General features: G+C 59.8%; 18 protein-coding genes and 5 pseudogenes. 16 read left to right on the top strand and 7 right to left on the bottom strand.

The window, feature by feature from the left end:
* Positions 1–141 precede the first annotated feature (141 nt).
* Positions 142–354: a hypothetical protein gene (locus AC066S_RS36790; RefSeq protein WP_126261382.1), complete on the top strand. Its 213-nt coding sequence runs from the start codon at positions 142–144 to the stop codon at positions 352–354.
* A gap of 292 nt (positions 355–646) precedes the next feature.
* Complete coding sequence (locus tag AC066S_RS36785; protein ID WP_126261381.1) at positions 647–937, top strand: hypothetical protein; 291 nt, start codon at positions 647–649, stop codon at positions 935–937.
* Here the strand turns inward: AC066S_RS36785 and AC066S_RS36780 are convergent, their stop codons facing one another.
* A complete protein-coding gene (locus tag AC066S_RS36780; protein ID WP_122405223.1) occupies positions 938–1534 on the bottom strand; it encodes a hypothetical protein in 597 nt (198 codons plus the stop codon).
* A gap of 572 nt (positions 1535–2106) precedes the next feature.
* Here AC066S_RS36780 and AC066S_RS36775 point away from each other — a divergent pair.
* From AC066S_RS36775 to AC066S_RS36755, 5 genes are all read left to right on the top strand, one after another.
* Positions 2107–2364 carry a hypothetical protein gene (locus AC066S_RS36775; RefSeq protein WP_164719051.1) on the top strand — a complete coding sequence of 86 codons (258 nt, stop codon included), beginning with the start codon at positions 2107–2109 and terminating at the stop codon, positions 2362–2364.
* Between the two features lie 129 nt (positions 2365–2493).
* Positions 2494–4023: a Wadjet anti-phage system protein JetA family protein gene (locus tag AC066S_RS36770; protein ID WP_126261380.1), complete on the top strand. Its 1530-nt coding sequence runs from the start codon at positions 2494–2496 to the stop codon at positions 4021–4023.
* Entirely contained in the window at positions 4013–4651 is a 639-nt protein-coding gene (locus AC066S_RS36765) for a DUF4194 domain-containing protein (protein ID WP_126261379.1), read from the top strand. The genes AC066S_RS36770 and AC066S_RS36765 overlap by 11 nt, the downstream gene beginning before the upstream one ends.
* Positions 4648–8082: an SbcC/MukB-like Walker B domain-containing protein gene (locus AC066S_RS36760; protein WP_135167515.1), complete on the top strand. Its 3435-nt coding sequence runs from the start codon at positions 4648–4650 to the stop codon at positions 8080–8082. The genes AC066S_RS36765 and AC066S_RS36760 overlap by 4 nt, the downstream gene beginning before the upstream one ends.
* Before the next feature lie 2 nt (positions 8083–8084).
* Positions 8085–9329, top strand: a complete 1245-nt coding sequence (locus AC066S_RS36755; protein WP_126261377.1) for a Wadjet anti-phage system protein JetD domain-containing protein — start codon at positions 8085–8087, stop codon at positions 9327–9329.
* 16 nt (positions 9330–9345) lie between these two features.
* Here the strand turns inward: AC066S_RS36755 and AC066S_RS36750 are convergent, their stop codons facing one another.
* Positions 9346–9492 carry a hypothetical protein gene (locus AC066S_RS36750; protein ID WP_167772435.1) on the bottom strand — a complete coding sequence of 49 codons (147 nt, stop codon included), beginning with the start codon at positions 9490–9492 and terminating at the stop codon, positions 9346–9348.
* Between the two features lie 96 nt (positions 9493–9588).
* On the opposite strand from AC066S_RS36750, the gene AC066S_RS36745 reads away from it, so the two are divergent.
* The 5 genes from AC066S_RS36745 (at position 9589) to AC066S_RS36725 (ending at position 16547) form a co-directional block, all read left to right on the top strand.
* A complete protein-coding gene (locus AC066S_RS36745) occupies positions 9589–9810 on the top strand; it encodes a hypothetical protein (protein WP_126261376.1) in 222 nt (73 codons plus the stop codon).
* 1396 nt (positions 9811–11206) lie between these two features.
* A complete protein-coding gene (locus AC066S_RS36740) occupies positions 11207–11500 on the top strand; it encodes a hypothetical protein (protein WP_126261375.1) in 294 nt (97 codons plus the stop codon).
* A 1732-nt stretch (positions 11501–13232) separates the two neighbouring features.
* Positions 13233–13463 (top strand): hypothetical protein, encoded by a 231-nt coding sequence (locus AC066S_RS36735; RefSeq protein ID WP_126261374.1) that lies wholly within the window; start codon positions 13233–13235, stop codon positions 13461–13463.
* 686 nt (positions 13464–14149) lie between these two features.
* Positions 14150–15289: a glycoside hydrolase family 28 protein gene (locus AC066S_RS36730; protein WP_235884918.1), complete on the top strand. Its 1140-nt coding sequence runs from the start codon at positions 14150–14152 to the stop codon at positions 15287–15289.
* Positions 15290–15542: 253 nt separating this feature from the next.
* The gene (locus tag AC066S_RS36725; protein WP_126261372.1) at positions 15543–16547 is read left to right on the top strand and encodes a pectinesterase family protein; all 1005 of its coding nucleotides are present in this window, start codon (positions 15543–15545) and stop codon (positions 16545–16547) included.
* An 827-nt stretch (positions 16548–17374) separates the two neighbouring features.
* Here the strand turns inward: AC066S_RS36725 and AC066S_RS36720 are convergent.
* Complete coding sequence (locus tag AC066S_RS36720; protein ID WP_126261371.1) at positions 17375–17992, bottom strand: J domain-containing protein; 618 nt, start codon at positions 17990–17992, stop codon at positions 17375–17377.
* Positions 17993–20046: 2054 nt separating this feature from the next.
* Between AC066S_RS36720 and AC066S_RS36715 the strand changes: the two genes are divergently transcribed.
* From AC066S_RS36715 to AC066S_RS36705, 3 genes and pseudogenes are all read left to right on the top strand, one after another.
* Complete coding sequence (locus AC066S_RS36715; RefSeq protein WP_126261370.1) at positions 20047–20415, top strand: hypothetical protein; 369 nt, start codon at positions 20047–20049, stop codon at positions 20413–20415.
* A gap of 599 nt (positions 20416–21014) precedes the next feature.
* The gene (locus AC066S_RS36710; protein WP_126261369.1) at positions 21015–21260 is read left to right on the top strand and encodes a HAMP domain-containing protein; all 246 of its coding nucleotides are present in this window, start codon (positions 21015–21017) and stop codon (positions 21258–21260) included.
* Positions 21242–21691: pseudogene (locus AC066S_RS36705) on the top strand (NEL-type E3 ubiquitin ligase domain-containing protein); the annotation flags it as partial. The gene AC066S_RS36710 and the pseudogene AC066S_RS36705, both read left to right, overlap by 19 nt.
* 211 nt (positions 21692–21902) lie before the next feature.
* Here the strand turns inward: AC066S_RS36705 and AC066S_RS36700 are convergent.
* Positions 21903–22159 (bottom strand): annotated as a pseudogene (locus tag AC066S_RS36700) (IS110 family transposase); the annotation flags it as partial.
* Between the two features lie 142 nt (positions 22160–22301).
* Here AC066S_RS36700 and AC066S_RS36695 point away from each other — a divergent pair.
* A pseudogene (locus AC066S_RS36695) lies at positions 22302–23842 on the top strand (ISL3 family transposase).
* A gap of 50 nt (positions 23843–23892) precedes the next feature.
* Here the strand turns inward: AC066S_RS36695 and AC066S_RS36690 are convergent.
* The 3 genes and pseudogenes from AC066S_RS36690 to AC066S_RS36680 form a co-directional block, all read right to left on the bottom strand.
* Positions 23893–24764: pseudogene (locus AC066S_RS36690) on the bottom strand (Mu transposase domain-containing protein); the annotation flags it as partial.
* 186 nt (positions 24765–24950) lie between these two features.
* The gene (locus AC066S_RS36685) at positions 24951–25256 is read right to left on the bottom strand and encodes a carbohydrate porin (RefSeq protein ID WP_235884920.1); all 306 of its coding nucleotides are present in this window, start codon (positions 25254–25256) and stop codon (positions 24951–24953) included.
* A pseudogene (locus tag AC066S_RS36680) lies at positions 25190–25395 on the bottom strand (hypothetical protein); the annotation flags it as partial. The pseudogene AC066S_RS36680 and the gene AC066S_RS36685, both read right to left, overlap by 67 nt.

Here is a 25395-nt window from a genome sequence, read left to right as displayed (position 1 = left end):
TGGAAGCTCCTGCGCCAAACCGACAAGCCCGCCAGTCAGCAGGCCGCTTGACCTTCACCCAACCGATCATAGAGCTCGCTCTGCCCGCGCGCATGCGTCAATCTGGCGGTCTTCATCGTATGCGTACAGATCACCCGCAACATGGCGCAGAAGATCGGCGAGCAGAAGCAGGCTGACCAGCTCGGACGCAACCACTGGGAGCGCTTCGCCATCGACTGCAAACTCTCTCCAACGCAGACGATCCGGCGCGTCTCCGAGATTGCTCAGGCCGTGACGCACCATGCAATGGCGGCAAAAGCCGAGATCGAAGCCTTGCCTGCCGGCGGCGATCCCATCCTGGAAACGGTGGTCTAAGCGGTGATTTCGCGCGCGCGCGGCTACCTAGAGCGCCTGAAGCAAGCGGATCCAGCGCCGGAAGGCGCAGCAGCCCCATCGCCCTAGCACCGAGCCTGCCTGCCTCACCGCCTGAAACATGGCTGCACATCGTGCTCAAGGCTCATGGCACGCGAGGGCTGGGGTACTGGCCGAAATGGGCCACTCGGGATTTCAAAGTAGGCCACTGAAATTACACACCGTAGTTATACTGACTCCAACTACCATTGCGCGAACCTATCTCTGGACTCCACCAGAATGGAGGTAGGGGAATATGTCCCGAGTTACCGAAGCTGAAGTTGCCGAAGCGGCCATCAAAGTTCTTACCGATCGAGCTACAGGTCGTGCGACCATTAGAGAGTTGATTGAAGAAATTCCGAATTATCTAACGCTTTCAGCCGAAGACCTAGCGCCATCCCCGACCCGGCCAGGCGAGGCGTTATGGGAGCAGCAGGTGCGCAACATCGCCTCGCATAAAGCGTCGCCCGGAAACGCCATCTACGAAGGCAAGCTTGTCGCCATCCCCGGCGGCTTGGCGCTGCCGGGGTGCGAGGTTGCAGCCTAGTTAGGAGAACTTCGCCTTATAACCGGGTTTGAACCATTTCAGTTCGGTTCTGCCCGGCGCTTCTTTATCCCAAACAAACCATGCATAAGCCGTCGTTCCGCTGCCCTTGGGCTCCACGCCGCTAGGATAGAAAGTAATACGTTCACTGAAAACCCAGACCCGAGCGGGTGGTATCTTTGCGAAGATCGTATTAGCGCGGTTCGCGCCCTCTAAGAAGGCAAGCCGCAACAGCAGTGCGAACTTGCGGTTCGAATGCTTGACGCCGCTAGCGACAAAGCCCTCAGCGCAGTTGTAAGGCGGATTGGTTACGATGTTGTCGGCTGACCATTTCGGCTCAAGAAAGTCAAAGCCGATCTCGCCATAGCCGCGATCGTATAAATCAGAACTGCGAACGGGCTGCCCGGTCTGCTCTAGCACCCGGGACATCGTCCCATCACCACACGCGCTTTCCCAAATCTCGCCGGTGAATTTTTCATTGTCGATCAGAGCAAACGTTGCCCACGGTGGGGTGGGGAAAAAATCAGGCCCGCTGAGATCAGCGAACCTTTTCATTGTCGGCTTAAAGCCGCCGTTCAAATTGTAAGTTGGGTCTGCCATCCGAATCTCCTTGGATGGCAGAGTATCAGAATCATTGATTCAGCAAGGGTTTTTAATGAGTAATTATGACTGACCCCGCCTCCCTTCCTGAATTACCGTGAACTTCCGGCGACGATCTGGCGGCGTCTGAGTGGGCAGTGCAGGCGCCACGGAGAGTGCGGCGTCAAACAAGCTGAGCAACTCTCCACGCCTTGTCAGCCACGCCTAGCGCATTAGCTGGCGTCGTGCGCAAGGCCTCATGGACGCGGCACAGATTGTAGTGCGCGACGTACAGCGCGACCGCACGCAACGTGTTTGTCCAGCTTCTTGCTAAAGCCGTTGGTGAGGCGGGTGAACCAGCGCGAAGCCATGCGCAGCGAAAGGTTCTGACGCTCAACATAGCTGGCTGAAACGTACTGATCGGCATCGCCAGATACTACGTCACGGCTTACCGCTACTTCGGCGGCGGGCGAGAGCGGCCCTGCGCTCCTTCACCAGATGCATTACCGAGTAGGTCTTTACGATCACGCCATGAGAGGGGTTCGGGCCGAAGGCATTGCGGATCGCTCCGCCGTAGGGATGGAAGCCGTCCGTTGAAATCTCAGCCGGCCGATGACGCGGCTGCCGACGTCATGCAGGAAGTCCATGGTGCTTTCGGCGTTACGTTCGCCTTTGACCTTGATGTCGTGGCGCAGCACGTTCTTTTGCTTCTTGTCGAGGCGCTGCGGAACGCGATCGACGAGCCCTTGAGGACGAACCTGGAGACCAAGACGCCCGATCTCGCACTGGTGATGGCGAGAGCTAAAGCTCGACAACAGCTCTTTGCCAAGCTATACACGAACATACAGTGAACATATCCTTCCAGTTGCAGCAGAATTGCGATACATCTCGACTGGGGTATCTCCCAAGGCAGATTCTGAGTGTCGGGACGGCAAGCTGCATCCCTTTTTGGATGATGCCGATTCAAGGAGTGATAGCGATTGTCCTTGTTCCGCCATTTGCATGACGACGCGTTTTTGGCCTTCTCGCGCGATCACAAGCACCTGTACGCGGCCTGTCTGCTCGACCTCCACGAACGCTTCTTTTCAGGCGCGCCGTCCTTTCCGACCCCCCAGCAGGTCGTCCATGCCATCTATGACGTCATGCGCGCTAATCCCGGCCTCTGGAATGAAGGCGATGATTTCGGCAGCCTGCCAGAAATGATCTCCGCGGGACGCCGCCGGATCCGGAAGGCCGACGTCGCGCTCGCTTCCGAGAAGGGCGACAAGGCGCTCGGTCTTGCCCGACAATTGTACGCCCGGCTGCTCGCCTGGGGGTGGCTTGAAGAGGAGGAATACGGGCTTCGCGTTACCGTTGACATGGCTATGGGACCGCTGCTCGTGATCCAGCGGCTCGCGAGCCTCAACAAGGATCTCTCGCAGCGATTCGGCGGCTTGATCGTGCAAATCCGCCTCAACCTGGAGGCCGTCGAAAAACTGAGGCCCGAGATCACCGACCGCAAGCAGCGCGAAGCCGCGCTCGCCGTCCGCGAGGCGCGCAATCAGGCCGACCAGTTCACGAAGAGCCTGCGGGCCATTCTGGCCGACCTGAAGCGGATCCGGCGGACGGTCATGGAGTCGAAAACAGTAGCTACCCGGCTGGAAGCCTTTTTCGAGGAGTTTGTCGACCAGCTCCTGCTGAAGGATTTCGAGTCCATCCTCACCGTCAACCATCCGTACCGCTTTCGCGACGCTATCGTCGATCTCGCGCGGAGGATCTCCTACACCCCGGAAACCATGCAGGTCCTCGCCGAGGAGTACACAGCTTCCAGCATGGCAGCCGATATCGAGGACGGTCGAATGGCCGCGGCCGACGACCTGCTGGCCATCGAAAGCATCTTTGAACAGATCGGGGAGATGTTCGATAGGATCGAGGCCTTCCGCAGGCAGCTCGAAGCCCGGGTCCGCAACACCATTAAGTACGCCGAGCGGGGCGGGCAGGGACTCGTCAGCCGCGCCGGCGACCTGGTGCGGCGCCTGGACGCCCTAATGCGGGACGGCAGACACCACAAGGCGACTATCGAATGGAGCATCGAGCCGCTGCGGTCCCCCTGGTCCGAGCACCATCAGGCGCCGGCCAGGCAGCCCCGCCGTCCCGTCGAAGCAAGGGAGCTCGCCGAGCCGCCATCGGACCCGCTGTACGAACTGCGGAAGAAACTCCGCCTCGAGTACATCGCTCGCATCGCGCCCCGCCCCGAGGATGTCAGACGATTCCTCGAAGGCCAGGTGCCGCCATTCGCGACCAGGGAAGCCCGCTTCATGGAAATCGATACCGTGGACGACTTTCTCGCCTTCGATTGCGCCCGCCGATATGCGTTGACGGGCGAAGTTCCGGCGCAGGTCGCGGCCGGGTTCGATCTGGAGCCGCGCCCAGACACGCCGCCCCACGACAGCGAATGGCTTCGATGTGCGAACTTCGTGGTCAGGCGAGCCGGCGACTTCCGGAAAGCGGAGGCAGCCCGTGCTCAGTGAGTTCGAAAACGTCGAGCGCTCCTTCGGCGCGGAAAAGGCAGCCGACCTCCGCAAAGCGCTGCACTTCCTGCTACGGCGGCAGTTCGTGTTCGCGGGAGATCCCCGCACTGGGACAGTCTACAACACGATCATGGACGGCCGCTTCCGCGACCTGATCGACGGCTTCTTCGATAGTTGCGGATATCGCGTCCATCGCGATCCGGAAGCGCAGTGGGCCGGCATCGTCGCCATGGACGAGGACGTGCCGCTGCCTCGAATGAAGCTCGACGAAACCATTGTTGTGTTGGTGCTGGCGGCACACTGGCAACAAGAGGTGAACGTCGGAGCGGTCGAGGACCGGGCCGTCGTAGTGGCCACTTTGAACGATCTGTTCGATCGCTACCGCGAGATGGCGCAGCACGGCGGCGGAGGCGCGATCTCGCCCGCCCGCTTCCGGGACATCCTGCGCGAGGCCGCCCAACGCAGTTTGGTCGAGATCGGTGATTTTGACGACGAGCAGCAGGACTGCGAGATCAGGATCCGCCCGATGGTCAAGCTGATCAGTGGCGGCGATGCCCTCCAACGGCTTGAGCGCTACGTCCGTAGCGAGGAGGCGCGGTTTCCGCAGCCCGCAGGAGACGAGGCATGATGGAGCTACGCCACCTGACGATGGTGAACTGGCACCTGTTCGACGTCGCCGACATCGACGTGACAGGACACGTCGGGGTCCTGGGCGAGAACCGGTCCGGCAAATCGACAATACTCGACATGGCACAGGTCGTTCTCACCGGCGCGAGCCGGCGGTTCCTGCGCCTGAACGCCGTCGCCGGCGACAGCGGAAAATCGCGCAGCGGCTCGAAGCGCAGCGTCGTCGATTACTGCCTTGGGACGCTCGGCGAAGACCAGCGCCGGCGTGACGAGGCGCGCACCTACGTGGCGCTAGGGTTCGAAGACAAGGAAGGCGATCGACCGCCGGTCACGATCGGCATGGCGCTTGAGGCGCGCAAGTCCGACAGCAGGGAAACCGTGCTGGCACTGTTCGTCGCCGTCGGGACCGTTCTGCGCTCCAAGGACTTCATCGAGCAGCGAGGAAAGTCGCAATTCCCGGCCCAGTGGGAGGACGTGCGCGCCCGGATCGTCGCTGCGGTCGGCGAAGGCAACTTCGTCAATCATCGCGACCGGGCGAGCGACTACGTCCGCGAATACATGCGCCATCTTCTGCCGCATTCGCCCTATGGCGAGCAGAACGCCAGCGCCCTGCAGAAATCGATCGTCAACGCGATGACGCTCGACCACAACCAGACGGCCACACAGTTCGTGCGGAACTACATCCTCGAGGACAGTCCGATCGGCATCAAGGAGCTGCGCGAGTCGATCCAGACATACCGCAATATCAGCGAAACCATCAGAAAGATGCGCCTCAGGCTCGAAGCCCTGAGGGCGCTTCGCGTCGTCCTCGGCACCCTTGAAGAAGCGCTCGAGACCAAGTTCAGGGAGGAGTGGATCGCAAAACGCGCGACTTGGCTCGCGGCGCGCGCGACAAACCTGGACTTCAAGACCAAGCGGCGTACCGAGATGGCGCGCCGGGACGCGGCAGCAAAAGAACTCGAATTCATCGACGACGACGTCAAGGCCATCGATAACGAGATCGAACGCCTTACGGCCGCGATCGCCGAGCACGATGCCAAGAGCGGCAGAAAGTCCCTGCAGCAGACCGCCGATGTTGCCGGGCAGGCGGCGCACCGCGCCTCCGCGGACTTCAAGGCTCGTATGGAGAACATCCGTCGCCTGGAGCCGCTCCGCGCGATGTGCGCGGACGGTTTCGAGGACTTCGTTCCTGCGCTTGAGAGCCTTCTGACCGCCACCGCCGGGGTCGACATCGGGCATGTCTCCGACGAGCTCTCCGCGGCCGAGAAGTCCTTCGCGGCAAGCGGCGCGAAATGGCTGCCGAAGATCGACGAAGCGCGTCAAAGGATCATCGCGGAGCTTTCCGGCCTCCGAGGCCGCCGTGACGAGGTGCTCGAACGGATCCGACAGCACACCGCCGGAGGGGCCAGGGCCTATCTCGGCCACGACACTGAACTCCTCTGCCGCATTCTGCGGCAGAGCGGAATGGCCCCGCGCGTGCTCTGCGACATCATCGAGGTCGCCGAACCCGAATGGGTAGGAGCCGCCGAGGCGCTCCTCGGCCGCGACCGGGAAGCCGTGTTCGTGGACAGAGCGGATATCAGCGCTGCCACGTCAATCTTCAAGGAAGGTCGCCGCGAGTTTCGCCATGCATCGCTCGTGAGCCTAAACAAGCTCGAGCAGTTCAGGGCCAAGCCGGAGCGCGGTACTTTCCCCTCGATCTTCCGGAGCCAGGATCCGGACGCGATGGCCTTCATCATGCGCCGCTACGGCACAGTCCGCCTCGCGGACACGCTCGATCAGTTCAACAGGCCCGGCCGGGCTATCATGAAGGACGGCCTCTACGACGACGGCCTCGTAAGGACCCATCGCTGGATCGAAGCCTCGCAGCACAAGATTGGAAAGGCGGCCCAGGCGAACGCCCTGCGCTCCCTGCAGGATCAGGCCGAGGAACTGGATCTGCTCCACACTGAAAAGAGCAAGGAGGCCCAGGCGGCAGAGCAGGCCTTTGCCGCTCTGAAGAACATCTGCGAGGGACGTGACGATCTGAAGGCCTGCGCCGCTGCCTTCGCGGCCGCGCAGACCGAGATCGCCGAAGCCCAGGCGAGGCTCGAAGCGCTGGACGGGGCGGGCGACGGCGGACTTCGCGAGAAAAAACGAGCGCAGCAGAAGCTGAAGGAGAAGAGGCTCGACGAGCGAAAGATCCAGCAGAAGGCGTTCGGCGAGCATGACGGTGAGGTCAGATCGGCAGAAAGGAGGCTCGGAGAGGGCGAAAACGTACCCGGCTCCGAGCTTAACCTGCGGGTCGCCCGGTCGATCTATCGCAAGACCTTCCCGCTCTACTCCGCCGCGAAGGGCAGGATCGTGTACCGCGAGCGCCTCAATGCCGCGGCCCAGAAGGGCTTCGCGGAGAAACACCGCGCCATCGCCGACAGAGCGCTGAAGGATGCGGACGCCTCGGACGCCGAACGCCTCCGCATCGAGCGACGGGTCCGCGAGCTCCTTTACGATTACTTCGACCAGTTCGGGATGAGCTCGCAAGTCGGCGCGGAGAGCGAGCCGTTGCGGGAGGTGAAGCCCTGGATGGAACAGCTCATCTCGGACATCGAATCCAACGAGCTGCGCCAGTACGAACGGCAGGCGCGGGAAGCGGCGGAAAAGGCCTCCACCCTGCTGCGCGGCGAGTTCATCAACGCGCTCACGGCCCGGATCGGCAAGATGGAGCGGGAGCTGCAATCGTTAAACCGTAGCCTCTACGCACATCCCTTCCACAACGAGCGTTATTCATTCCACCGCACTCAGATGGTGGAATTCCAGCCCATCCTGAAGATCATCGAGATCGCCAAAACCTCTCCGGAGGCCCTCGATATGCTGTTCCGGGGCGACGTGCCCGATGACTTCCCGCACAAGGATACGATCCTTGCGCTCGAGGCATTGCTCGAAGATCCCGATAAGGACTTCACCCAGTTCGAGGACTACCGCAACTTTTACACTTTCGAGATTCACATGGAGGATGTCGCTACGGGCCGTTCAACCCGCTGGGAGCAGCGGCGCGGCACCGGATCCGGCGCCGAACAGCAGGTGCCCATCTACGTCGCCATCGGCGCTTCGCTGGCCGCCGTCTACGGCAGCGCGGAGCGTCGTGTCGGCAAGCCCGCCGGCTTCGCCTTGGCCATGTTCGACGAGGCCTTCTCCAAGATGGACGGCAAGAACCAGCGGCAGATGATGAGCTTTTACAAAAACCTCGGCCTGCAGTTCGTGATCGCGGCGCCGTTCGAGAAGCGGGTCGCCGTGCTCGAGCACATGGACACAATCGTGGAGGTGGACCGCATCGGCGAACAGTCCAGGGCCACAGTGGTGGAACTTAAAGAGAAGGCCAAGCGCGAACTGATGGCCATCGATCCCGACCTGATGTCCGAAGACGAGCTCGCCACCCGTCTGGCCGCTGAGTAGTCATGGCGCGACGTTTCACAGACGCGATCGGCCTGCTGAACGACCTGCTCGATCGCTTCGAGGCCGGGGCCACAAGCCCAATCGCCCACCCCGACTATGCCGCTTTCTCGTCGGTCGTCGCGGCGGACGCTTTTCTGAACCAGATCAGGAAAGCCGAAAGTGCCGGCGCGGTGTCCATTGGCTGGGGGCGCGGCGCGAAGCGGGACCAAGTGGCGCACGTGCGGTTGGCCTCGGCGGAGATCTTATACCCATACCTTGACCGCACGCCGGCGTCACGCATCGCGGAGGACGCCGCCGCGCGGCTTATAGCCGGAGTGGCGCTGCACGAGTACCTGAAGAACAGTGGCTCTCAAATCGCAGAGGTGTGGGCGCGGGGTAAGACATGGCACGGATTCGGTTCGTCAGACGTCGACACGCTGCGCCACGCATTCGTTCTCGCCCAGGCGATCCTGGATAATAAGCATCTGGACGTCGACTACAAAACTTTCTCGCGACGTACGGTGGGGCACAGCAAGATACTCGAGCGCATCGAGGGTGCCGTGGTCCGGCTTTTGAGCGGCATAATGGACTTTCCGCCTGGCGCCCGCCCGCGCGAGGCACTGCGAGCGATCGGACTGGAGCGCTTCGCCCCGCCGCTTCTGATCGCGGGCAAGATCGACCTCGATGGAGCCGACCTGTCCGGTATCTCTCCGCATTATCTCGGGATCAGTCCCAAGGAAGCAGATCGCGTCCGCTTCCGGGAGCCGCCGGCCTACATTCTGACAATCGAAAACTTCGCAAGCTTCAACCGGCACATCGCCGAGGCGGATCCCGGTCGATTAGGAACGACCATGTATGTCGGCGGATACCCCTCGCTTGCCACCCAGCAGGCGCTGCGGACGATCGCAAGATTGGTATCCGAAGAAACGCCGATCTTTCATTGGTCGGACATCGATCCGGACGGCACTTGGATCTTCCGCACCATCGAACGCGCGGTCGATCGACCGATCGGTCCTCACCTCATGAGCGTCGAAATTGCCGAGCGCTTGGGACAAGTGCCGTTCAAAAAATCGGCACCCGCTCGATGTCCGCCGGACTCCGGTATCGCGGCTCTGGCAGCGTACATGGCGGAAGATGGAGCCAAGACGCTCGAGCAGGAAGAACTCGATCCAGTCCTGCCAGAGCTTCATGAGAAAATGCGCGCGGATCAACGCGCTGTGGATCCCGATGAGCTTCCCAGGTCGACGATCTCCGTCGGCCTTTGTTGAACAACGTCTGCGTTCCTCAGAGCGAAGGCCATGAGTAGGGCGGCTCCTGCCTCGTGGCGTTGGCGTTGGTAGCCGATTGGCCGACGAACAGCTTGGCGATTTCAAGCCGAGTGCCGACCACCGCAATCGTGGCAATCGCCGCGATCAGGATTCCGAGCAGCATGGCGGTAGCACCTGCTCGCCCAAGGCGGACAGATCGCTGCGGCCGAGTGCGTGTCCGTCAGGTACGCTCACCGCCATCCCGATGCAGAATGGAGTCATGAACAGAACCGTTGCGACCTGCAAGGGAATCACATGGCCTGCAACGGCAGTGGTGCTGATTACCACCCATCAGAAGCGCCGTCGCAGAAAAGGGCCCGATTCCGTTAAAATGGCAATCGAAACCGGCGTCCCGATCACGATGAGCTGCGGCATCAACGGCCAATCGAACCGCACAGATATCGGAGCTCCTGGTAGTCGCGAAACAGGCGACGTTGTGTGACGAACCAAAGCCCGCAAGGGAAGTCGCACTGTTCACGAGGCTGGTCGCGAGGGCGGCTCCGAACAAGTCGAGTTGCGGCAAGCCGAATTGGCGGGTGATCAACAGATAGGCCAGCAGTGCGTTGGTCGGATGGTGGCGAGCGTGATCAACAAGGCTGCCTTGGGCAGTTGACTGCTGGCATGAAACTACGGATCGCCAGGAACCACAATGCCGGCAAGATGCCCCAGGCCGGCCTGAACAGATATTGTTGAGCTAGCCGCGCGTTGGTTGGTTCGTCCCCGAGCACAATCACAATTTGCTCGCCCTGCTGCGGCAAAACCATGATCGGCGGCCGGTAGCCCCATGCGCACCGATCGCCGTACCAGAGCTCCGTCCACCGCCTCACATGCTTGGGCCGCGAGCGGACCCACCGCCGAGATCGCACCGGCTGCGAAGGTCAAGCCAATCGACAAGATTATGTCGGCAAGGGCTGCTGCCGCTGCGCCTAAGTGCCGATATGGCCGATCCAGGCCAGATCCGTCGCCATCATCGCGATCTGTCCGACCTGCGTGAAGGATCGGGGTGGCGAGTGTTGCAGTTGCGGCGAGTTCGCCGGTGAGTTGACGGCGAGCTACCCATTTCCCCAACGACGAGGCCGCGATGCGAGCTTCTTTCTGCTGTCTTCCTCATGAACACGCTGCCCCGGATTGCGCGCTCAGCTAACCCTTTGCCCTCGCTGACACGATCTTATCGCTGCGCTCGCGTTCGCATCATCGCGCCACGGCCAGCAATAGCATGTTCTCACACAACAACGCACCGCTCAAAATGGTGAGAGCATTCTGGCCGACGTCCGCAAAATCTTCTCTCAATATCGACCGATGCCATAGTGAGCGCTGCTATGGCTGTCGTGGTTACGGCTTTGGCTGTCTCGTTCAAGACGTCGTTTGTTTCAATCGCGACAATAGTGCCGCCTGCAACTACGTGCTGCGGGAAAACCGACATCGTTTCTTCATAAAAACACTCAACCGGAATTGGCATGCCGGTTGCCTCAAGATGTGACGAAACCAATTGCGACTATGATGCTCGTTCACCATCCGGCCGAGGTATTCAGATGAACTTGCCCGCTTGATCGATAGCAGAGGTCTCCTGATGCGCTTTTCAAACCGTGCACCTACGTCACGAACTCTGCCATCTTCGTATCGCGCGCTCCGGTTTGCCGGGCCGAATCCGATCATGTTGTAAAGGGCTGGGGACGAATGGCGGTCCTCAACAAGATGGTGCACACCGCTGCAAATGCGTTATACCCCAGGGCGATTGTTTGCTTCACTTTTGGCCGGTGGCTCAGCGCCGGGCATCTGCGAGATACCGAGCCTGTGTTCGTGAAGCTAAGCGGCGGCCTTAAATCGGTGCTTTGCAGATGGTCAATGAGCTGATGCAGCACGATTGGGATCCTGAGAAAATACTCAGGCAACGGGACGAGCTCAAGGTCAAGCTGCTTCGCGCCCAATCGGTTGTCGAGGAATGTAAGGCCGGATTGGCGGATCTGGAGCGGAGGCTTGAGCGTCGAGCAGTCTCATCGCCGATCGATGAACGCCAGCGCAACTCTGTGGCAACGAATTCAATACGTCACGCGCGATCGCAAGAATCCCGCAGCGTCGACGATGCTGTTGATGCCGGTGTGGCGTTTTCGAGTCGATCATGGGATTGCTGAAAGATGCTGCCGCGCACGTTAGCGGCGAAGCTTTCGTTGCGGAGTTGGTGAAGATCTCGAGACGCATGGGGGGGCGAACCCGGCGGGCGAATCGGACAACTGGGTGCGGCCCTGTCGATAGGGCTCGGCTTTTTGGTTGAGCGCGGTGCGTTGGCCAGGGGATGCGCGCAGGGTAGCACCACATACTGGACGTATCGCCGCGTCTTTGGCTAGAGCGTCTTGTTTCGGGGGCTGCTCACATAGATGTTCTGTTTTTCACAGAGTGCTGTCGCGCTGTTACGGACCTCGCGGTTGCGAGACTGTCGCTGTCTTGCTCAAAACATCGATTGTTTCAGGCGCAACAAATAGGGCGCCAGTAACGAGATGGCGCGGGAACGCCTACGTCGTGTTCTCTATAGAAATGCTCGAGTGCATTGGCACGCCAGTTGCTATCTTTGACGACACCACTTTCACCACGATGCTGATGCAGCACCCGACCCGAGTATTGAGATCAACCGTGCCGACTTCATCAAGGCCGGTCTCCTGATGCATTACCCAAACCGCCAGCTAGCATCGCGAACGCGCGGTTATGTTCGGATCGCGTTTTGCATTGGCAGCCAGAACCCGGGTCCTGCAACGGACTCGCGACGAATGGCTTTCTCATCAATATGATACCCACGAAGGTTGGACGTTATGCTTTGGGACGATCGTTTGCATCAGTTTTAAGCCGTGACTCAAGCGTTGGAAGCGGCGAGGTGCCGAGCGGAAGTCTGGGAGCTAAGCGCCGGCTTTGCATTGGCGTTTGCAGATGGTCGTGAGCTGATGCAGGACGATTGGGATCCAGAGAAAATAGTCAGGCAAATGGACGAGCTCAGAGTCAAGCTGCTTTGTGCCCGATCAGTTATCGCCGAATGTAAGGCAGGATTGGCGGAGTTGGAGCGGAGGCTGGAGCGTCGAGCAATTTCACCGTCGATTGATGAACGCAACCGCGACCTTGCGGCAACCAATCCAATGTGTAGAGCGCGATCGCCGGAATCGCGAAACGTCGATGATGCCATTGACAAGGAGGGTCCCGTGGCGTTTTTCAGTCGATTATGGGACCGTTGAAAGCCACGCACGTTTACCCTGGCAGGTTTCGCCACCAACAAACTGAGACGCATCGCTTTACGGTCCGAACGGGCGAAGTGGAGGCCATGCGATGCGCTGGGCGTTTTGGTGATTGTGGTGCGTTGGCCGGCGTATGGGTGCGGAGTAACACCACATGAGGGAGGTAAGCTGCGTTTTTGACCCGAGCTTCCTATCTCGGCTGCTGCTCACGCACATGTCCTAGATGAATGTTAAGAGCTCTCTACATTTGTTCAGGGCCGGTCCGGTCGGTTTGTCCGTCTTCCAGGCGTCCAAAATGCCGGTAGACCTTTCTGGTCGCGCGTCATCGTGACGCTCCGCTATAGCCTCCGCGCAAGGTATGCGACGGCCTTTGCCGTCGTGATTGCGGATACATCGCCTGATCCGCAATTGCATGGATGGTGACGAGAACTGGCTGACTATGTCCCGCACATTGTGGTTCGGCGGAAGTCGACAAACAGCAGTCACTTAGTCCGTGAGGCATTCAGGCAGAGCATTCCCGGTGCGAATGTAAGTCAGGTGCTGGCCGGAACCTCGTCAGCTTCTCGAAAGCTTTTCCGTATACCGACTAATCAAACTGCTCTTGGACGATAGGTTGTTGTGGACTCGCACAATTTCGACATATCCAATGCTCTCGGTACAGGATGCCGTTTTAGACGATCAGCAGCCGAACCTGCCTGAACAAGACGCCTTTGAGCAACAATTGGACGCAGCGCGCGTGGCCGTTCCCACCGGCCTTGCCCAACTCTTCGGCCGCAAACCGCCGAAGAATGTGTCTCGCGCGGATCATGATTACATTCTCGCGATGGTGAAGGCGGGCAGTGCTCGCCGGAAATTAAAGCCGGCGACAGCTCGATGATGATGGCGCCGAGGCGTCTACCACGGCAGTGATCCCGAACTTGTGCGAATGCGCTAGCCCCTAGCGCTCGTTTCTTGTTGCCTTTCGGCGAGCCGATGTCGAGTCCATCGCTTGCTGAGCGAGCAACACACGGTACGGCCTTCGTAGCCGAACGGTAGCTGCCTGTCGAGGACTGCAGGCGCTCCTATCTGTGCTTGTGGCTAGGAATCGGCCGAACGCAGATGCAAGGGATCGCGCGAGTAATGACGCAGTACATATGCAAAAAGCTGAATCACGGCTGATGCCGCGCTTGATGGATGTGAGCAGGCTGACCGTTGACGAAGCGGTTAGACCATGAGCCATCCGACAACGCCACGTTCTTCCGTAAATGCAAGATGCAACTGCGCGGGTGCCCGGTCCGGCCGATGTTGCGTCTTATAAATGTCATCTTGCGCGGGCCAGTGGCGCGCGCGGCGGCTCGCTTGAGCCTGCGCTCCCTAACAGACAGCAACGCGCAGAGATGCGCGTGACAAAGCAAGAAGAGGTCGATGACAAAGCGTTTTCGTAACTGGGCCATATTGTCCCTACTCACCTCCATGCTTGGCGTCCCCGCCGCGAACGCGCAAGACCGCCGGGTTATCAGTGAACCTGTTGCACCTCATACAGTGTGCGACCGTCCCGTGCCGTCTGGGAAACAAGATACGGCCATGTTGCAAGATGCCATCGATCAATGCCCTTCCGGAGCCGCCGTGTATTTAGGAAGTGGCGAGTACCGGTCGGGCCCACTCGAGATGAAGTCAGGCGTGACCTTATGGGTCGGACGTGGTGCGAAGCTGATCGCCATCCCAGAACCTGCTGCTTACGACAAGGGTCTCGGACAATGTGGGCGCATTGCGGAGAAGGGCGATGGTTGCCGGCCATTCATCAGCTTCTCTAAGACGCGTGGCGGCGGCATCTACGGAGAGGGCATCATCGATGGTCAGGGCGGCGCATTGATTGCCGGCAGTGCTGAAACATGGTGGCAGCTAGCCCGGCGCGCTCAAGCCGAGGGCGGCAACCAGAACGCCCCGCGCTTGATCCAGATCGATCATGCGCAGGGCATCACGTTCTCTGGTGTCACCTTGCGCAACGCTCCTAATTTTCATGTCGCAATGAACCGGGGCGAAGGTGCCACGTTTTGGGGCCTTACAATCGATTCGCCGGCGGATGCCCGCAACACTGATGGCATCGACCTTGGCGCGAGTCAGGACGTGACCATCACCCACAGCCTAATCCGTACGGGGGACGACAACGTCGCGATCAAGGCCGGCGGCAATGGCCCAAGCAGCCATATCTCGATCATTGATAATTATTTTGGCTGGGGGCATGGGATGTCGATCGGCAGTGAGGTGAATTCCGGTGCCAGAGACATATTGGTGCGTAATCTGACGTTGGATGGAACGACGTCGGGTCTGCGCATCAAGAGCGACGTTAGTCGAGGCGGTCTGGTCGAAGGTGTGACTTATGAGTACGTGTGCCTGCGGGGCAACCGGTGGCCGGTGTCTTTCGACGCGAAGTATGATCCGCACGCTCAAGGCACTAAGATTCCGGTCTATCGGCAAATCGTTCTCCGTCATGTGCATGGTGACACTGGTGTGTTGCTGATGCGTGGCCTAGACGAGGGGCATGCACTTGACGTGACACTCGAAGACGTCCGATTTTCCAAGACCGCGACTTGGCAAGTTGAGCATGCGAAAGTCACCGCAGATCACTCCGACGTATCGCCGCCGCTGCCGCGGCGAGCTGCCGGACCGCTGCTGCGCGGGTCGGAGGTATGTTCCAGCGCATTCCGCGACGGCAAACGGTAAGCACGACATCAACCGCCGAGTTCGGGTGACGAGTTCTGCATGTGGTCCAAAACTACCGGTTGTTGATGAAAGTGAGCCTCATGCCGCGACTTCGTTGCGATTGTCCGACGGCTTGCAAGCCTCGGAATGCGAAGGTGACGTGCAGGGTCTGATTTGGAGTGAAAATGTGTTGGCTGGCGCGGCGGCTGTCGCGCTGAGATAAGCCCTATCAACTGCGTCGAAGATGCTGCTAACTCAACGAATGCAAGATCACATGAGGGTTGTCGTTCGCCGCGCTGTACTTCTGGCCGGATGTTTCTGCATCCCGTCGGCGTACGCCAAGCCACTGTTGGTGTCGCATGCCGAAAATGCGGACTATCACTCCGTGCAGCAAGCCATCGATGCATTACCGCCGGAAGGCGGAGATGTCCGGATCGCGCCGGGTATCTATCGTGAGAAGGTCAAAATCTCCAGATCGGGCGTTCATCTCTCAGGGACTGGTAGCAATCCGGAGGATACCGTCATTGTTTACGGCGACGGCGCCATCAATGTAGGAGGAACCGTCCGCTCGGCGACGTTGAGTGCCGCTGGCGATGACTTCCGGCTCGAGAATCTGACTATACAGAACGACTACGCCCTCAATCCGGCCAATCCATCCTCGCAAGCGGTTGCACTGTCTCTTACCGGAGACAAGGACGTCGTTGCGCGTGTCCGCCTGCTCGGGGCCCAGGACACGCTGTTTGCTGGCAAGGGTCCGAACGGCACAATGTCACGCCAATACTTCTCGAACTGCTACATCGAAGGGCATGTCGATTTCGTGTTTGGCAACGCTAAGGCCTGGTTCCGGCGATGCGAGTTGCACGGCATCGCCAATCAAGCGGTCATCTTTACCGCACAGAGCAAGGCTGCTCCCGATGAGGACAGCGGCTATGTTTTTGATCATTGCAGCCTAAGTGCCGACCCTGCCGCGCGCGACATCGCGCTTGGGCGCCCTTGGCGGCCTTACGCCACAGTGGTTTTTCTGTCGACAAAGATAGATGCGCAGGTCGTTGCGGAAGGCTGGCGAGAATGGGCTCCCGGCAAGACCAATTCCTTGAGCACGAGCTATTATGCCGAATATAGATCCTTCGGGGCAGGGGCTAACCCCTCAGGCCGCGAACCTCACTCCCATCAACTGACCGATAGCGAAGCCTCGAGATGGTCGTTGAGAGTGTTCTTCGGCGGTGCCACAGATTGGCTGCCAACGGAACGAGATCGAGCTAACACAAAGCGGAACTGACGGTGAGGAAACGACGATGCTCCTGGGATTAAATGACGGAGGAGAGCAGATAGACGGCGGCGCGGGCTGTCACGCTTCACCGACATCGTTGGGCTCCGTCGTCGGGGACAATTTGTGGGAAATCGAAACCCATCAAGCAGCTACTCACGACAGGGGAAGCCCCCCTCTAGCACCGTGCGATAGCCGTGTGCTTGATCAACGCGATGCACGTTGAAAGCGCTCAAGTTCACGATGCCTACCTTGCCTCGCGGCGATCGGCAGAGCCCTCGAGATAGGTGAGTAGCTCTGGCGCCGTAGCCCGGAGCTACGTCAGAACCCGGCCCTCAACCCTGCGATCGATCGGGCTCTCGTGATCGATCGTTGATCCGGCACCACCGCGCAAATAGGTCTGGACGGAGCGCCTCTGCGCAGTAACCCTTTCCAGACAGCCAACGCGTGTCCACGGAAAGGTTTGTACTTTCGTGTTGCCGCTCGAACAACGAGGGATCGATCGTGCGCAAGTCCTGCTGAAGCGTCGAAAATCGAACCGCGCCCAGTAGCGACTCAGCCGTCAGGACTGGACAGAACCGTTTGGCATTTCCACAAACTGACCGCTGGCCCGAGGCGGCCGCCATTTGCGCACGGTTCTTGCCGCATCCTTTATCCGGCCCTTTTTCCCGATCGCTGCGCGCAACGAAACGAACCGCTCATCATGGTCGATTGTTCGCCATGCTCGGCCGATAGCGTTAGCCAGGGAAGCCAAACTGCCAGCGTAGCCAGAGCAAGGCGCTGGGTGGTTCCGTACTCCACTTCCGAAGCGCCGTTTGCGGCCCACTGAGATGTTCGGGCTAGCGCTCGCGCACCACGGTCTTCAGGTACTGGTAGGCCTTGATGATCTCGACCAGGCGATCCTCCCTGGAGCGGTCGCCGCCATTGGCATCGGGATGGTGCTGCTTGACCAGCGCCTTGTATTTCGCCTTGATCTCGCCGAGCGTCGCATCGGCATTCAGGCCCATCAGCTGCAACGCTTTGCCTTGGGCATTGAAAATCGTGCGCGCCTCGAGCTTGGCCTTCGCGCGCGGGCGGGCACCGGCGCGTCCGTTCAGCTCGGCGAGCGTGCAGAGGGCATGCCAGTCGTCCTCGAAATTGGCAGTGCTGTTTTTGTCTGCGCTGATGCTCTCGCCCATCCTCCAAGTCGGACGATGGCCGGTCAGCGCGTCCCTCTCGTAGCGCGCGACCGCTTCCGCGTCCATTCCCGAGAAGAAATTGTAGGACTGATTGTATTGGCGAACATGCTCGATGCAGAAGCGCCAATAGGCGCGCGCATTGTCGCGGCCCTTGGGCGCGGGATGGGTAGCCTTGTTCTGGCAGCCAGGCCATTCGCATAGCGCCGCGGGCTGGCGCTCCTGCGCCTCCTGCTTATTGATGCGAATGGAGTCGAAGATTTCGGATGTGTCGATCAACATGACCTGGCTCCGTTGGCGCAGCGGCAGTTAACAGCGCCGCTTCTATGCTAGAGACTTGGTTTGGACGGCACGTCGGGTCTGACTCGGCCTTTGCATCCAGTCAGTCGCATGATGTAACAGGCACTTCCTAGCAATGGACATGCCAGGACGCGCGAGCTTGGTTCAGACCATCATCTCCTTGCGATCTCAGATCAGTTCAATCGCAATTTGCTGTCGGGTTCAGCACACGGTCGTCATTAATGTGACCGGTGCAAATACTCTCAAAGATCCAGCTAAGGGCAATGCGGAAATCTGCGCAACGAGGAACGCGAGCGGCGTCTTCTCATTCTTGTTTAGAAGCTCGGAAAGTCTTCCGTCTTCGTAGCGAAACAGAAGCGAAATGTCGCGATCTGAAGGCAATTCGACCCCGCTCGTTCACGGATCAATGCAAGTACAGCGCCCGTCCGCCGCTGACAAAGTCCCCCTGCTCACCAGCCTACCCAGCAAAATCTCGAACGATTCGTACTGTTGGAGCGGGTGGATGCTGGCACTGGCACGGCTGCCGGGATTGTAGGAGGTGCTTGTCTAGGCGCTGGTCCACGTCCCGGACGCAGCTCTAAATGGTTATGTCGAGGTAATTCGTTTTCCGGGCCGTGCCGGTGTAGCCGGATCCTATGAAAGACCAGCTTATCGCCAATTGCCTCAGAGCATCGTGTGCCGAAGCGTCACCCAGCGTGGCGATGTCGACTTTGCGCCACCGTTTTCGAGCCCGGGCGCTTTTGGCGGTTTGGCGACGACGGGACATGCACCGTGAATCAGAAATTGTATCTCGAATATGCCGTTGGTGGGTACTGGAATGCATGACCCAAACAAGCGAGACGAAATAATCGTGTCGATCAGTCAGCGAATATCCGTCCTGAATGATCGGGCAGAAGAGCATTTCAGACATCGTGCATGAGTAAAACCCGCCTGTTATCGGAGTTGCAGCCCTATGCGCATTCGGCGCTGCCGGCCCGCGGTGGCGGCGATGGCTTTCGGCAGCGCAACTGTATTTGCCCGAAAAGTTGCAGAGCCTGGACCTCACGCTTTTGTAAGAAACAGCTCTACCAATCTAGAGAGCGACCGCGCTCAAGACGTGAAACTGCAATCGGGCGAGTCCGTCATTAGGTCGAAGCCCATGATCGGTTCAAACTCTCCTCCAGCCTGCGCACCTCCTCCGTGGCTTGACGGCGACAATCATCGTTGCCACCGCTAGCCCTGCCCAATAGAAGGTCACCTTGATCCCAGGGCGTCGCGTTCGCTTGTGGCACCGTCCGCCCGCATTCTATTTGCAGATCAGTATCTGCGGTGATCCGGCGGTCCAGAGGAGGAACACAATAGAGGATGGCGCAGCTACCGGCCTGCGAGGCGCTTTCGGCCAGCAACCCGTCAAAACAGCTGCTTTGCATCCGGAGAGACCGGTGCGCAGCGATCCCCGGGACCTTTCCGTCCGTTATGTACAAGTGCCCCATTGCCTACAGGTCAGCTTGCACCGGCTCATCATCGGAATGCCGAAACGCCCAGCTTCCCCGCAGTAAGAAGTCATATCGAGAGACATAGGGTTGGATGCCGCGCGGTATGCGGCGCGGGCGCCGACCATGAGGGGCAGCCGGGCCGTCGGATCTCGCTCAACTCACTGCCTTCGTCGACTGCCTGTCGGCAACGCAATAATTTTTTGCGCGGTCGTCGGTGGCTGGATTAACCGCTCGAACCCACGTGGTACATGCTCGGAGAGACTCTAATGCTTTTTGAGTGCATTTTGTCGCCGGCCACGAAGATTTTCTGCGCAGCTCAGGTGGCGGGCGCGGTAATTCAACGTTCGTGTTGCCAGTGGACCCTGCAAATTTAAAACGAAGTATGCGGTAGTCGTCGACGCGCGCAAAGCGGACGACCTGCATTTAAAGAAATTTGTTAACTTCGGCCGACATACAACCGGAGCGAACACGCAGCCGCTGCGCATGTAGTCGAGTTAGCCGCAGAACCATTCGCATGACTGCGACGCTCGTATTTTTGAGGCACTTTGGTCGAGGTTCAAAATGCTCAATGTCGTAAAGTTTCGTCGACCTGGTGCGCCCATGCGGCGCGCTGAGCCAATGCGAACGATGGCGATTGCTAAGCGTGAGGCGCCATTAGCGCCGTTCGCAATAGCATGTGATTCCGGTCGAGGTGCAAATCAGCGGCTCAAAGCCGCCCGCGCCAACGCCAAGCTCACGATCGCGAGTGCGATTGCCACGCTGAAGGAGAACCATCGTCAGATACGAGCGCTCATACACAAGATCGCCGATTCGTCAGCTGGGGCCAGGCTGGAAGCGGATCTCGATCTAATCGAGCGAGAGCTTGCTCTCGCCAAACGGAAATCTGCCACTTTAGAGCTGACGTTCCTCGTTTTCCGATGGGATCGCTGAAGTATATTCGAGGTAAGACGACCACCCTTTAGCAGAGAGGCACAACAAGCGTTCGCAAACATCAAAATCACCGGTCGATTGATGCTGGGTTTGGATCGCTTCTTCTGATGTCCGTTGCAAATTGTCGGTTACTCGATCCGTAACTCCCGGAGCGCGAACGGATTGTTGCCGACTGTGGTTCGCCAAAAAGACCACGTAGCCGAAGATGAGCGCATCGAAAAGCAAGTATTTGAAGCTCGGATGCATGTATGGATGGCCTTGACAACCGATGATCCGTCGCATTGGAAGGCCGCAGACACCTATAGGCGTACATTTGCGCGGCTTGAGGATCTCGCTGCCGACACCAAGGACTTCGGACGCCGGTGCGAGTGCTGGATCTCAAAAGAGCTATCGAGGACGATGAAACGAAGGCGCTCGGACTGAAGGAATTTAGAGGAAGAAATAGCGCGCTAGATACGCCCGCGGCGAAATCGGCCGTAAGTTCAGCACTCGCCGCCGGTGGTCGGGTTGACGAACTCTCAGAGCCGCTCGCAATTGATTGCGAGAAGGCTTCGAGAGCCACTGCGTGAAAGGCGGAAGATGACCTTGGATTGGGCGTGATGATAGCCTTGATCCTTGGCGCTCTTAGTTTGCTGCTGGGTTTCCTCCTCGCGGTGTTTACCTCGCGCAGCATTAGCAGCCCGATCCGGAATCTGACAGCATCGATGCTCGAGCCGGCCGAGGGCAATTTCGATGTTGTACTCCAAGGTCTTGGTCGCAAGGACGAAATTGGGGAAATCGCGAATGCCGTCGAGAGGTTCAAGGTGAGGTCGGCCGAGAAGGCGGAGGCGGAAACCCGATCGTAGACGACATCGAAGTCTACCTGGCCTATCAACATCGGCTGCGCGAGCCGCTGGAGCTCAGTCATGTCGCCCCTGACATGCGCTTCCTGGCGGTCTCTCACGTAAGCGAGGACGATGTAACGGAGGCGCTCGAGCTGGTTCGGCAGCGGGAAGCAAGCCAGTTCACCGACTACATGGCAATCCGCTGGCAACCCTGGGAGACGGTGCTGAGGCGCATCGCTCCGGACGAACATGCAGCGGTGCAAGACCGGCTGGTCGAGGCCATGGGCGAAGAGTTTCAAACCCGCTTGGATCAGCGCCTCGCCGAGTATGGTCTTCGAGGCGATCCGGATGCCGAGCGGGTGCTCGGAGCCCAAGTCCGAAACGAGATCGCTGGCGAGATCAAAGGCGAGGTCATGCAACGTGTGCTCGCCGAGCGTGGCCTCGAACTATGAGGCTCCCCAAACCGCCGCAGCGATATCTATTATTGCTCCGCGCCGGTACCTAAAGATCGATCGTGAAGGCTCGACCATCGCTGCCAAAGTGCTTTTGCGCCTTGGCAATGCGCTCCGGAAGATGAGGGTCTTTCGGTCTTGCCGAGTGACGAAAATTCCCGCCTGCCAGGCGAGGGCGTATCTACGTCCATCCGCCACGTCGGTCTTAGTGTCGTTTGACGTAAGGCTTTACGTAGGCGGGCGGCATCATGCGAACAACGTTGCCCAGTGCCGCGATCTCGCGCGCCCAGTGATGGGCACTCGCACAGGCCTCCATACCTACCAAGCAAGTTGGAGGTTCCGAAAGAAGGGCAGAACCTGCGATCGCCGCAATGTGCGACGAACCAAGACTTTCCCGTTTTCGGCGATGCCGTGAACTTGAAAGGTCGACTTGGCCAAATCCAAACCCACTGTGATAATCTTCTCCATGGAACGGTCCTTCCTTTGTGGCGCCTCTCTACGCGACCACGTTAGGCACTTTTGATGCCGGTTCGAAGGGGCCGTTCCACACCATCACTTTTGATGCAGTTTGCGGGATGTCTGGCGCTTTGATTGGAGGAGAATCAGCGCCATGCAGCAGGCACTCCACCGCTCCAGTTTGGTGCCGCTTGGATTTATTGTAGAGAGTGCGTGCTATGAGGTGATAAAGCCGTCATCACGGTCCGGACGTCCGGAAGCGTCGGCCTGTGTCCATCGTGCGGAACGGCTTCCCGACGTGTCCATAGCCGCTATCGAGCCGCGTTACCCATCTGCCGCGCTCGGGGCGGATCGTCCAGCTCCTGGTGATCGCCCGCCGCTCCCGCTGTGACGCCGTCCTATGCGGGCGCCAAATGCTTCGCCGAAGGCGTACTGGCGCCATCGGCGCGACGCACGGCAAGGCTGGACTCCATCGTCCATCACCTCGGCCTGGCGCTTGGCGGTCGACCGGCAGCAGGCTTTGCAAAGCGGCTGATGCTGCCGGTAAGCAAGGACACGCTTCTGCGGGTGGTTCGGCGCCAAAGCCGTCCCCCAACTGACCCGCTCAGGGTTATCGGCATTGATGACTGGGCCTGGCGGCGCAATCACCGATACGCCAGCATTGTCTGCAACCTGGAGAGGCGTCGGGTGGTCACCCTGCTGCCGGATCGTGAACCAACAACTGCACAAGCGTGGCTCGCTGCGCATCCCACGATCGCAATCGTCGCCCGTGATCGTGGTGGCGGATACGGCGAAGCCGCGGCCAAGGCCCTGCCGCATGCAGTACAGGTCGCCGATCGTTGGCATCTGATGGAGAACGCCAGTCGGGCTTTCCTCGAGGCCGTGCGCAAGTCGATGCGCCAGATCCGCACCGTGATCGGTGCGACCACGATCGACCCCAAGCTGCTCACAGCCGCCGAGCGTCTTCAGTATGAAGGCTATTTGCGCCGTGAGGAGACCAACGCGGCCATCCTGGCTCTGTCGAAGAACGGCATACCTATCAAGCAGATCGTGCGTCAGACCGGCCACAGCAGGAAGCTGGTGCGACAGGTGGTCCGCGACGAACGCCACGACGTCTTCCGAACCCGACAAAGTTCGTTGGATCTGCATTTACCATGGCTGGACGAGCAGTGGGCGTCCGGCTGCCGTAACGGGGCTGAACTTTGGCGGCGTTAAAGGGCGGGGCTTCCGCGGCTCGCTCCGAGTCGTCAGCGAGTGGGCAACCCGCAGACGACGGGCGGAAAGAACCGACACACAAAACCTTCAGAGGATTCCGTCGGCCAGAACGATCGCGCGCCTCATGATAATCGGGCGGGACTTGCTCACGAAAGCAGAGACCGTGACGATCGCGGCGATCGAAGCTGGCGTGCCAACCTTGGTCGAGGCACGCGAGATCATTGCCGAATTGCATCTGATGATCCGGCGCAAGACGGAGGCGGGTCTCATGACGTGGATAGAGCGCGCCCGCGCTAGTCTCGTCGCCTCGTTCGCCAGCGGCGTCGCAAGGGACAAGCAGCGGTCCGTGCAGCAATCACTTTGCCCTGGTCTAATGGCCAGACCGAAGGTCAGATCACGCGCCTCAAGCTCGTCAGACGTCAGATGTACGGCCGCGGCAAACTCGATCTGCTTCAAGCGAGACTAATCGGCGCTGAGTAATCGGAGCTGCACCAAGATTGCGTCAGAGCCCCAGTCGAACGCCGATTGACACCGCGGATGTTGGCATGCAGGATCGGCGCGTCGTCCGCGGAGCGGGACGCCGATCAAGATTGTTGGCGAGGATCGACTTGACCGAGCCGTAGGTGCGCGCGCCGATGTCGATCGCCCGCGCCGTCCAGCCGTTCGCGACCATAGGAGGCGGCAAGCCTGAGGATGCCGAGGCAGGCGCGGAAGCCTTGCTCGGGATGCGAGGGCTCGTCGAGAATGAGGTCGCACAACGCGCTGGTCGCCGGCCCGATCGCGGCGGCGTCCTGGCGGATGCGCGCGATGGTCCAGCCGGCGTAGCGCCGATGACTGGAGGCCATGTGCTCCGGCTCGGTGATGTGTTTGTGATTGCCGGTCATGCGCTGATGTGCGGCAATCCGCTCGCCCTTGTGGAAGATCTCGACGGTGCGGGCAGTGAACCGCACCTCGACCTCGGCACGCGCGAAGCGATTCGGGACGCTGTAGTATGCTTCTCAACCTCGACGTGGTAATCCAGGCTGACGCGGCGAATCCGCCACTCCGCGAGCACATACGGGCTTACGGGCAAGGGCTTGAGCGCCGGCCGGTCGATCTCCTCGAGGAGCCTGCGGCGCGTCACGCCGAGCCGCCGGATCGACCGCTCCTCGTTCAGCCGCGTAAGCAGCTCGCCAATCGCCGCATTGACCTCGGCAAGGCTGTAGAAGGTGCGATGGCGCAGGCGGCCGGGGAGCCAGCGCTCCACAACGAGGACGGCTTGCTCGACCTTGGCCTTGTCGCGCGGCTTGCGCGGCCGCGCCGGCAATATGGCAGCGCCGTAATGCGCCGCCATTTCCGCATAGGTTCGATTGATCTGCGGATCGTAGAGGCACGCCTTTATAACCGCGGCGTTCGGGACCAGTTTCTCCTGAACACTCCGCTTCACCTTGCTTGGGGTCCAACGACATCTTTTCTCTATAAGCTCTTACAGCTGGCGCACCCCTAGACGGTTCGTCTCGCGCAGATGCAGCCGGTCTCCTCAACAAGATCGCGAAGCTCAAGTCCCATGCGGCTCGAGAAGGTGGAACCAGAATGGCACTTGCGATGATCAGAAGAGTATCAACGTAGATACCAACAGATTGAGCGCGTGTTCAGTTTGGGGCGTGTGCGTGATGCTTGTGGGGTTATGAATGTATGATAATCCCACGCCTGCATAAATTCCCGGAGCAAGACGGGCGGTATATGTTCCGGTGATTGCCGTGGTATCACGATGCGCAAGCCGGCCTTTAGCCAAGGCAGCATCCACTGCAAATTTGCTCCAGCTCGTCTTGCTAGCAACGATTGCAATCATATCACTGGGCCGGCTGTCAAAAGGCCCTTTCGCATAAAGACGAAGCTCGCAATATTGGCTGATCCTGTTGAGGTCTGAGCTGGTCCCGCAAATCTGAACAGCGCGATAAGTGGAGTTTCTGCCTGACGGCGGGCAAGATTGACCCGCGAATCAGGAGAGACGATGAGCAGACGAGCACGGCGGAACCACACTCCGGCTTTCA

The sequence above is a fragment of the Bradyrhizobium sp. CFUWI genome, assembly GCF_056429085.1.
This window is presented reverse-complemented; position numbering and strand designations above follow the sequence as displayed.

What these genes read in the sequence shown, in the direction of transcription:
- AC066S_RS36790 (WP_126261382.1), top strand. Translation starts at nt 142, where the DNA reads ATGGCGCAGAAGATCGGCGAGCAGAAGCAGGCTGACCAGCTCGGACGC.
- AC066S_RS36785 (WP_126261381.1), top strand. Translation starts at nt 647, where the DNA reads ATGTCCCGAGTTACCGAAGCTGAAGTTGCCGAAGCGGCCATCAAAGTT.
- AC066S_RS36780 (WP_122405223.1), bottom strand. Translation starts at nt 1,534, where the DNA reads ATGGCAGACCCAACTTACAATTTGAACGGCGGCTTTAAGCCGACAATG.
- AC066S_RS36760 (WP_135167515.1), top strand. Translation starts at nt 4,648, where the DNA reads ATGATGGAGCTACGCCACCTGACGATGGTGAACTGGCACCTGTTCGAC.
- AC066S_RS36755 (WP_126261377.1), top strand. Translation starts at nt 8,085, where the DNA reads ATGGCGCGACGTTTCACAGACGCGATCGGCCTGCTGAACGACCTGCTC.
- AC066S_RS36750 (WP_167772435.1), bottom strand. Translation starts at nt 9,492, where the DNA reads ATGCTGCTCGGAATCCTGATCGCGGCGATTGCCACGATTGCGGTGGTC.
- AC066S_RS36745 (WP_126261376.1), top strand. Translation starts at nt 9,589, where the DNA reads ATGAACAGAACCGTTGCGACCTGCAAGGGAATCACATGGCCTGCAACG.
- AC066S_RS36740 (WP_126261375.1), top strand. Translation starts at nt 11,207, where the DNA reads ATGGTCAATGAGCTGATGCAGCACGATTGGGATCCTGAGAAAATACTC.
- AC066S_RS36735 (WP_126261374.1), top strand. Translation starts at nt 13,233, where the DNA reads ATGCTCTCGGTACAGGATGCCGTTTTAGACGATCAGCAGCCGAACCTG.
- AC066S_RS36730 (WP_235884918.1), top strand. Translation starts at nt 14,150, where the DNA reads ATGTTGCAAGATGCCATCGATCAATGCCCTTCCGGAGCCGCCGTGTAT.
- AC066S_RS36725 (WP_126261372.1), top strand. Translation starts at nt 15,543, where the DNA reads ATGAGGGTTGTCGTTCGCCGCGCTGTACTTCTGGCCGGATGTTTCTGC.
- AC066S_RS36720 (WP_126261371.1), bottom strand. Translation starts at nt 17,992, where the DNA reads ATGTTGATCGACACATCCGAAATCTTCGACTCCATTCGCATCAATAAG.
- AC066S_RS36715 (WP_126261370.1), top strand. Translation starts at nt 20,047, where the DNA reads ATGCTCAATGTCGTAAAGTTTCGTCGACCTGGTGCGCCCATGCGGCGC.
- AC066S_RS36710 (WP_126261369.1), top strand. Translation starts at nt 21,015, where the DNA reads ATGATAGCCTTGATCCTTGGCGCTCTTAGTTTGCTGCTGGGTTTCCTC.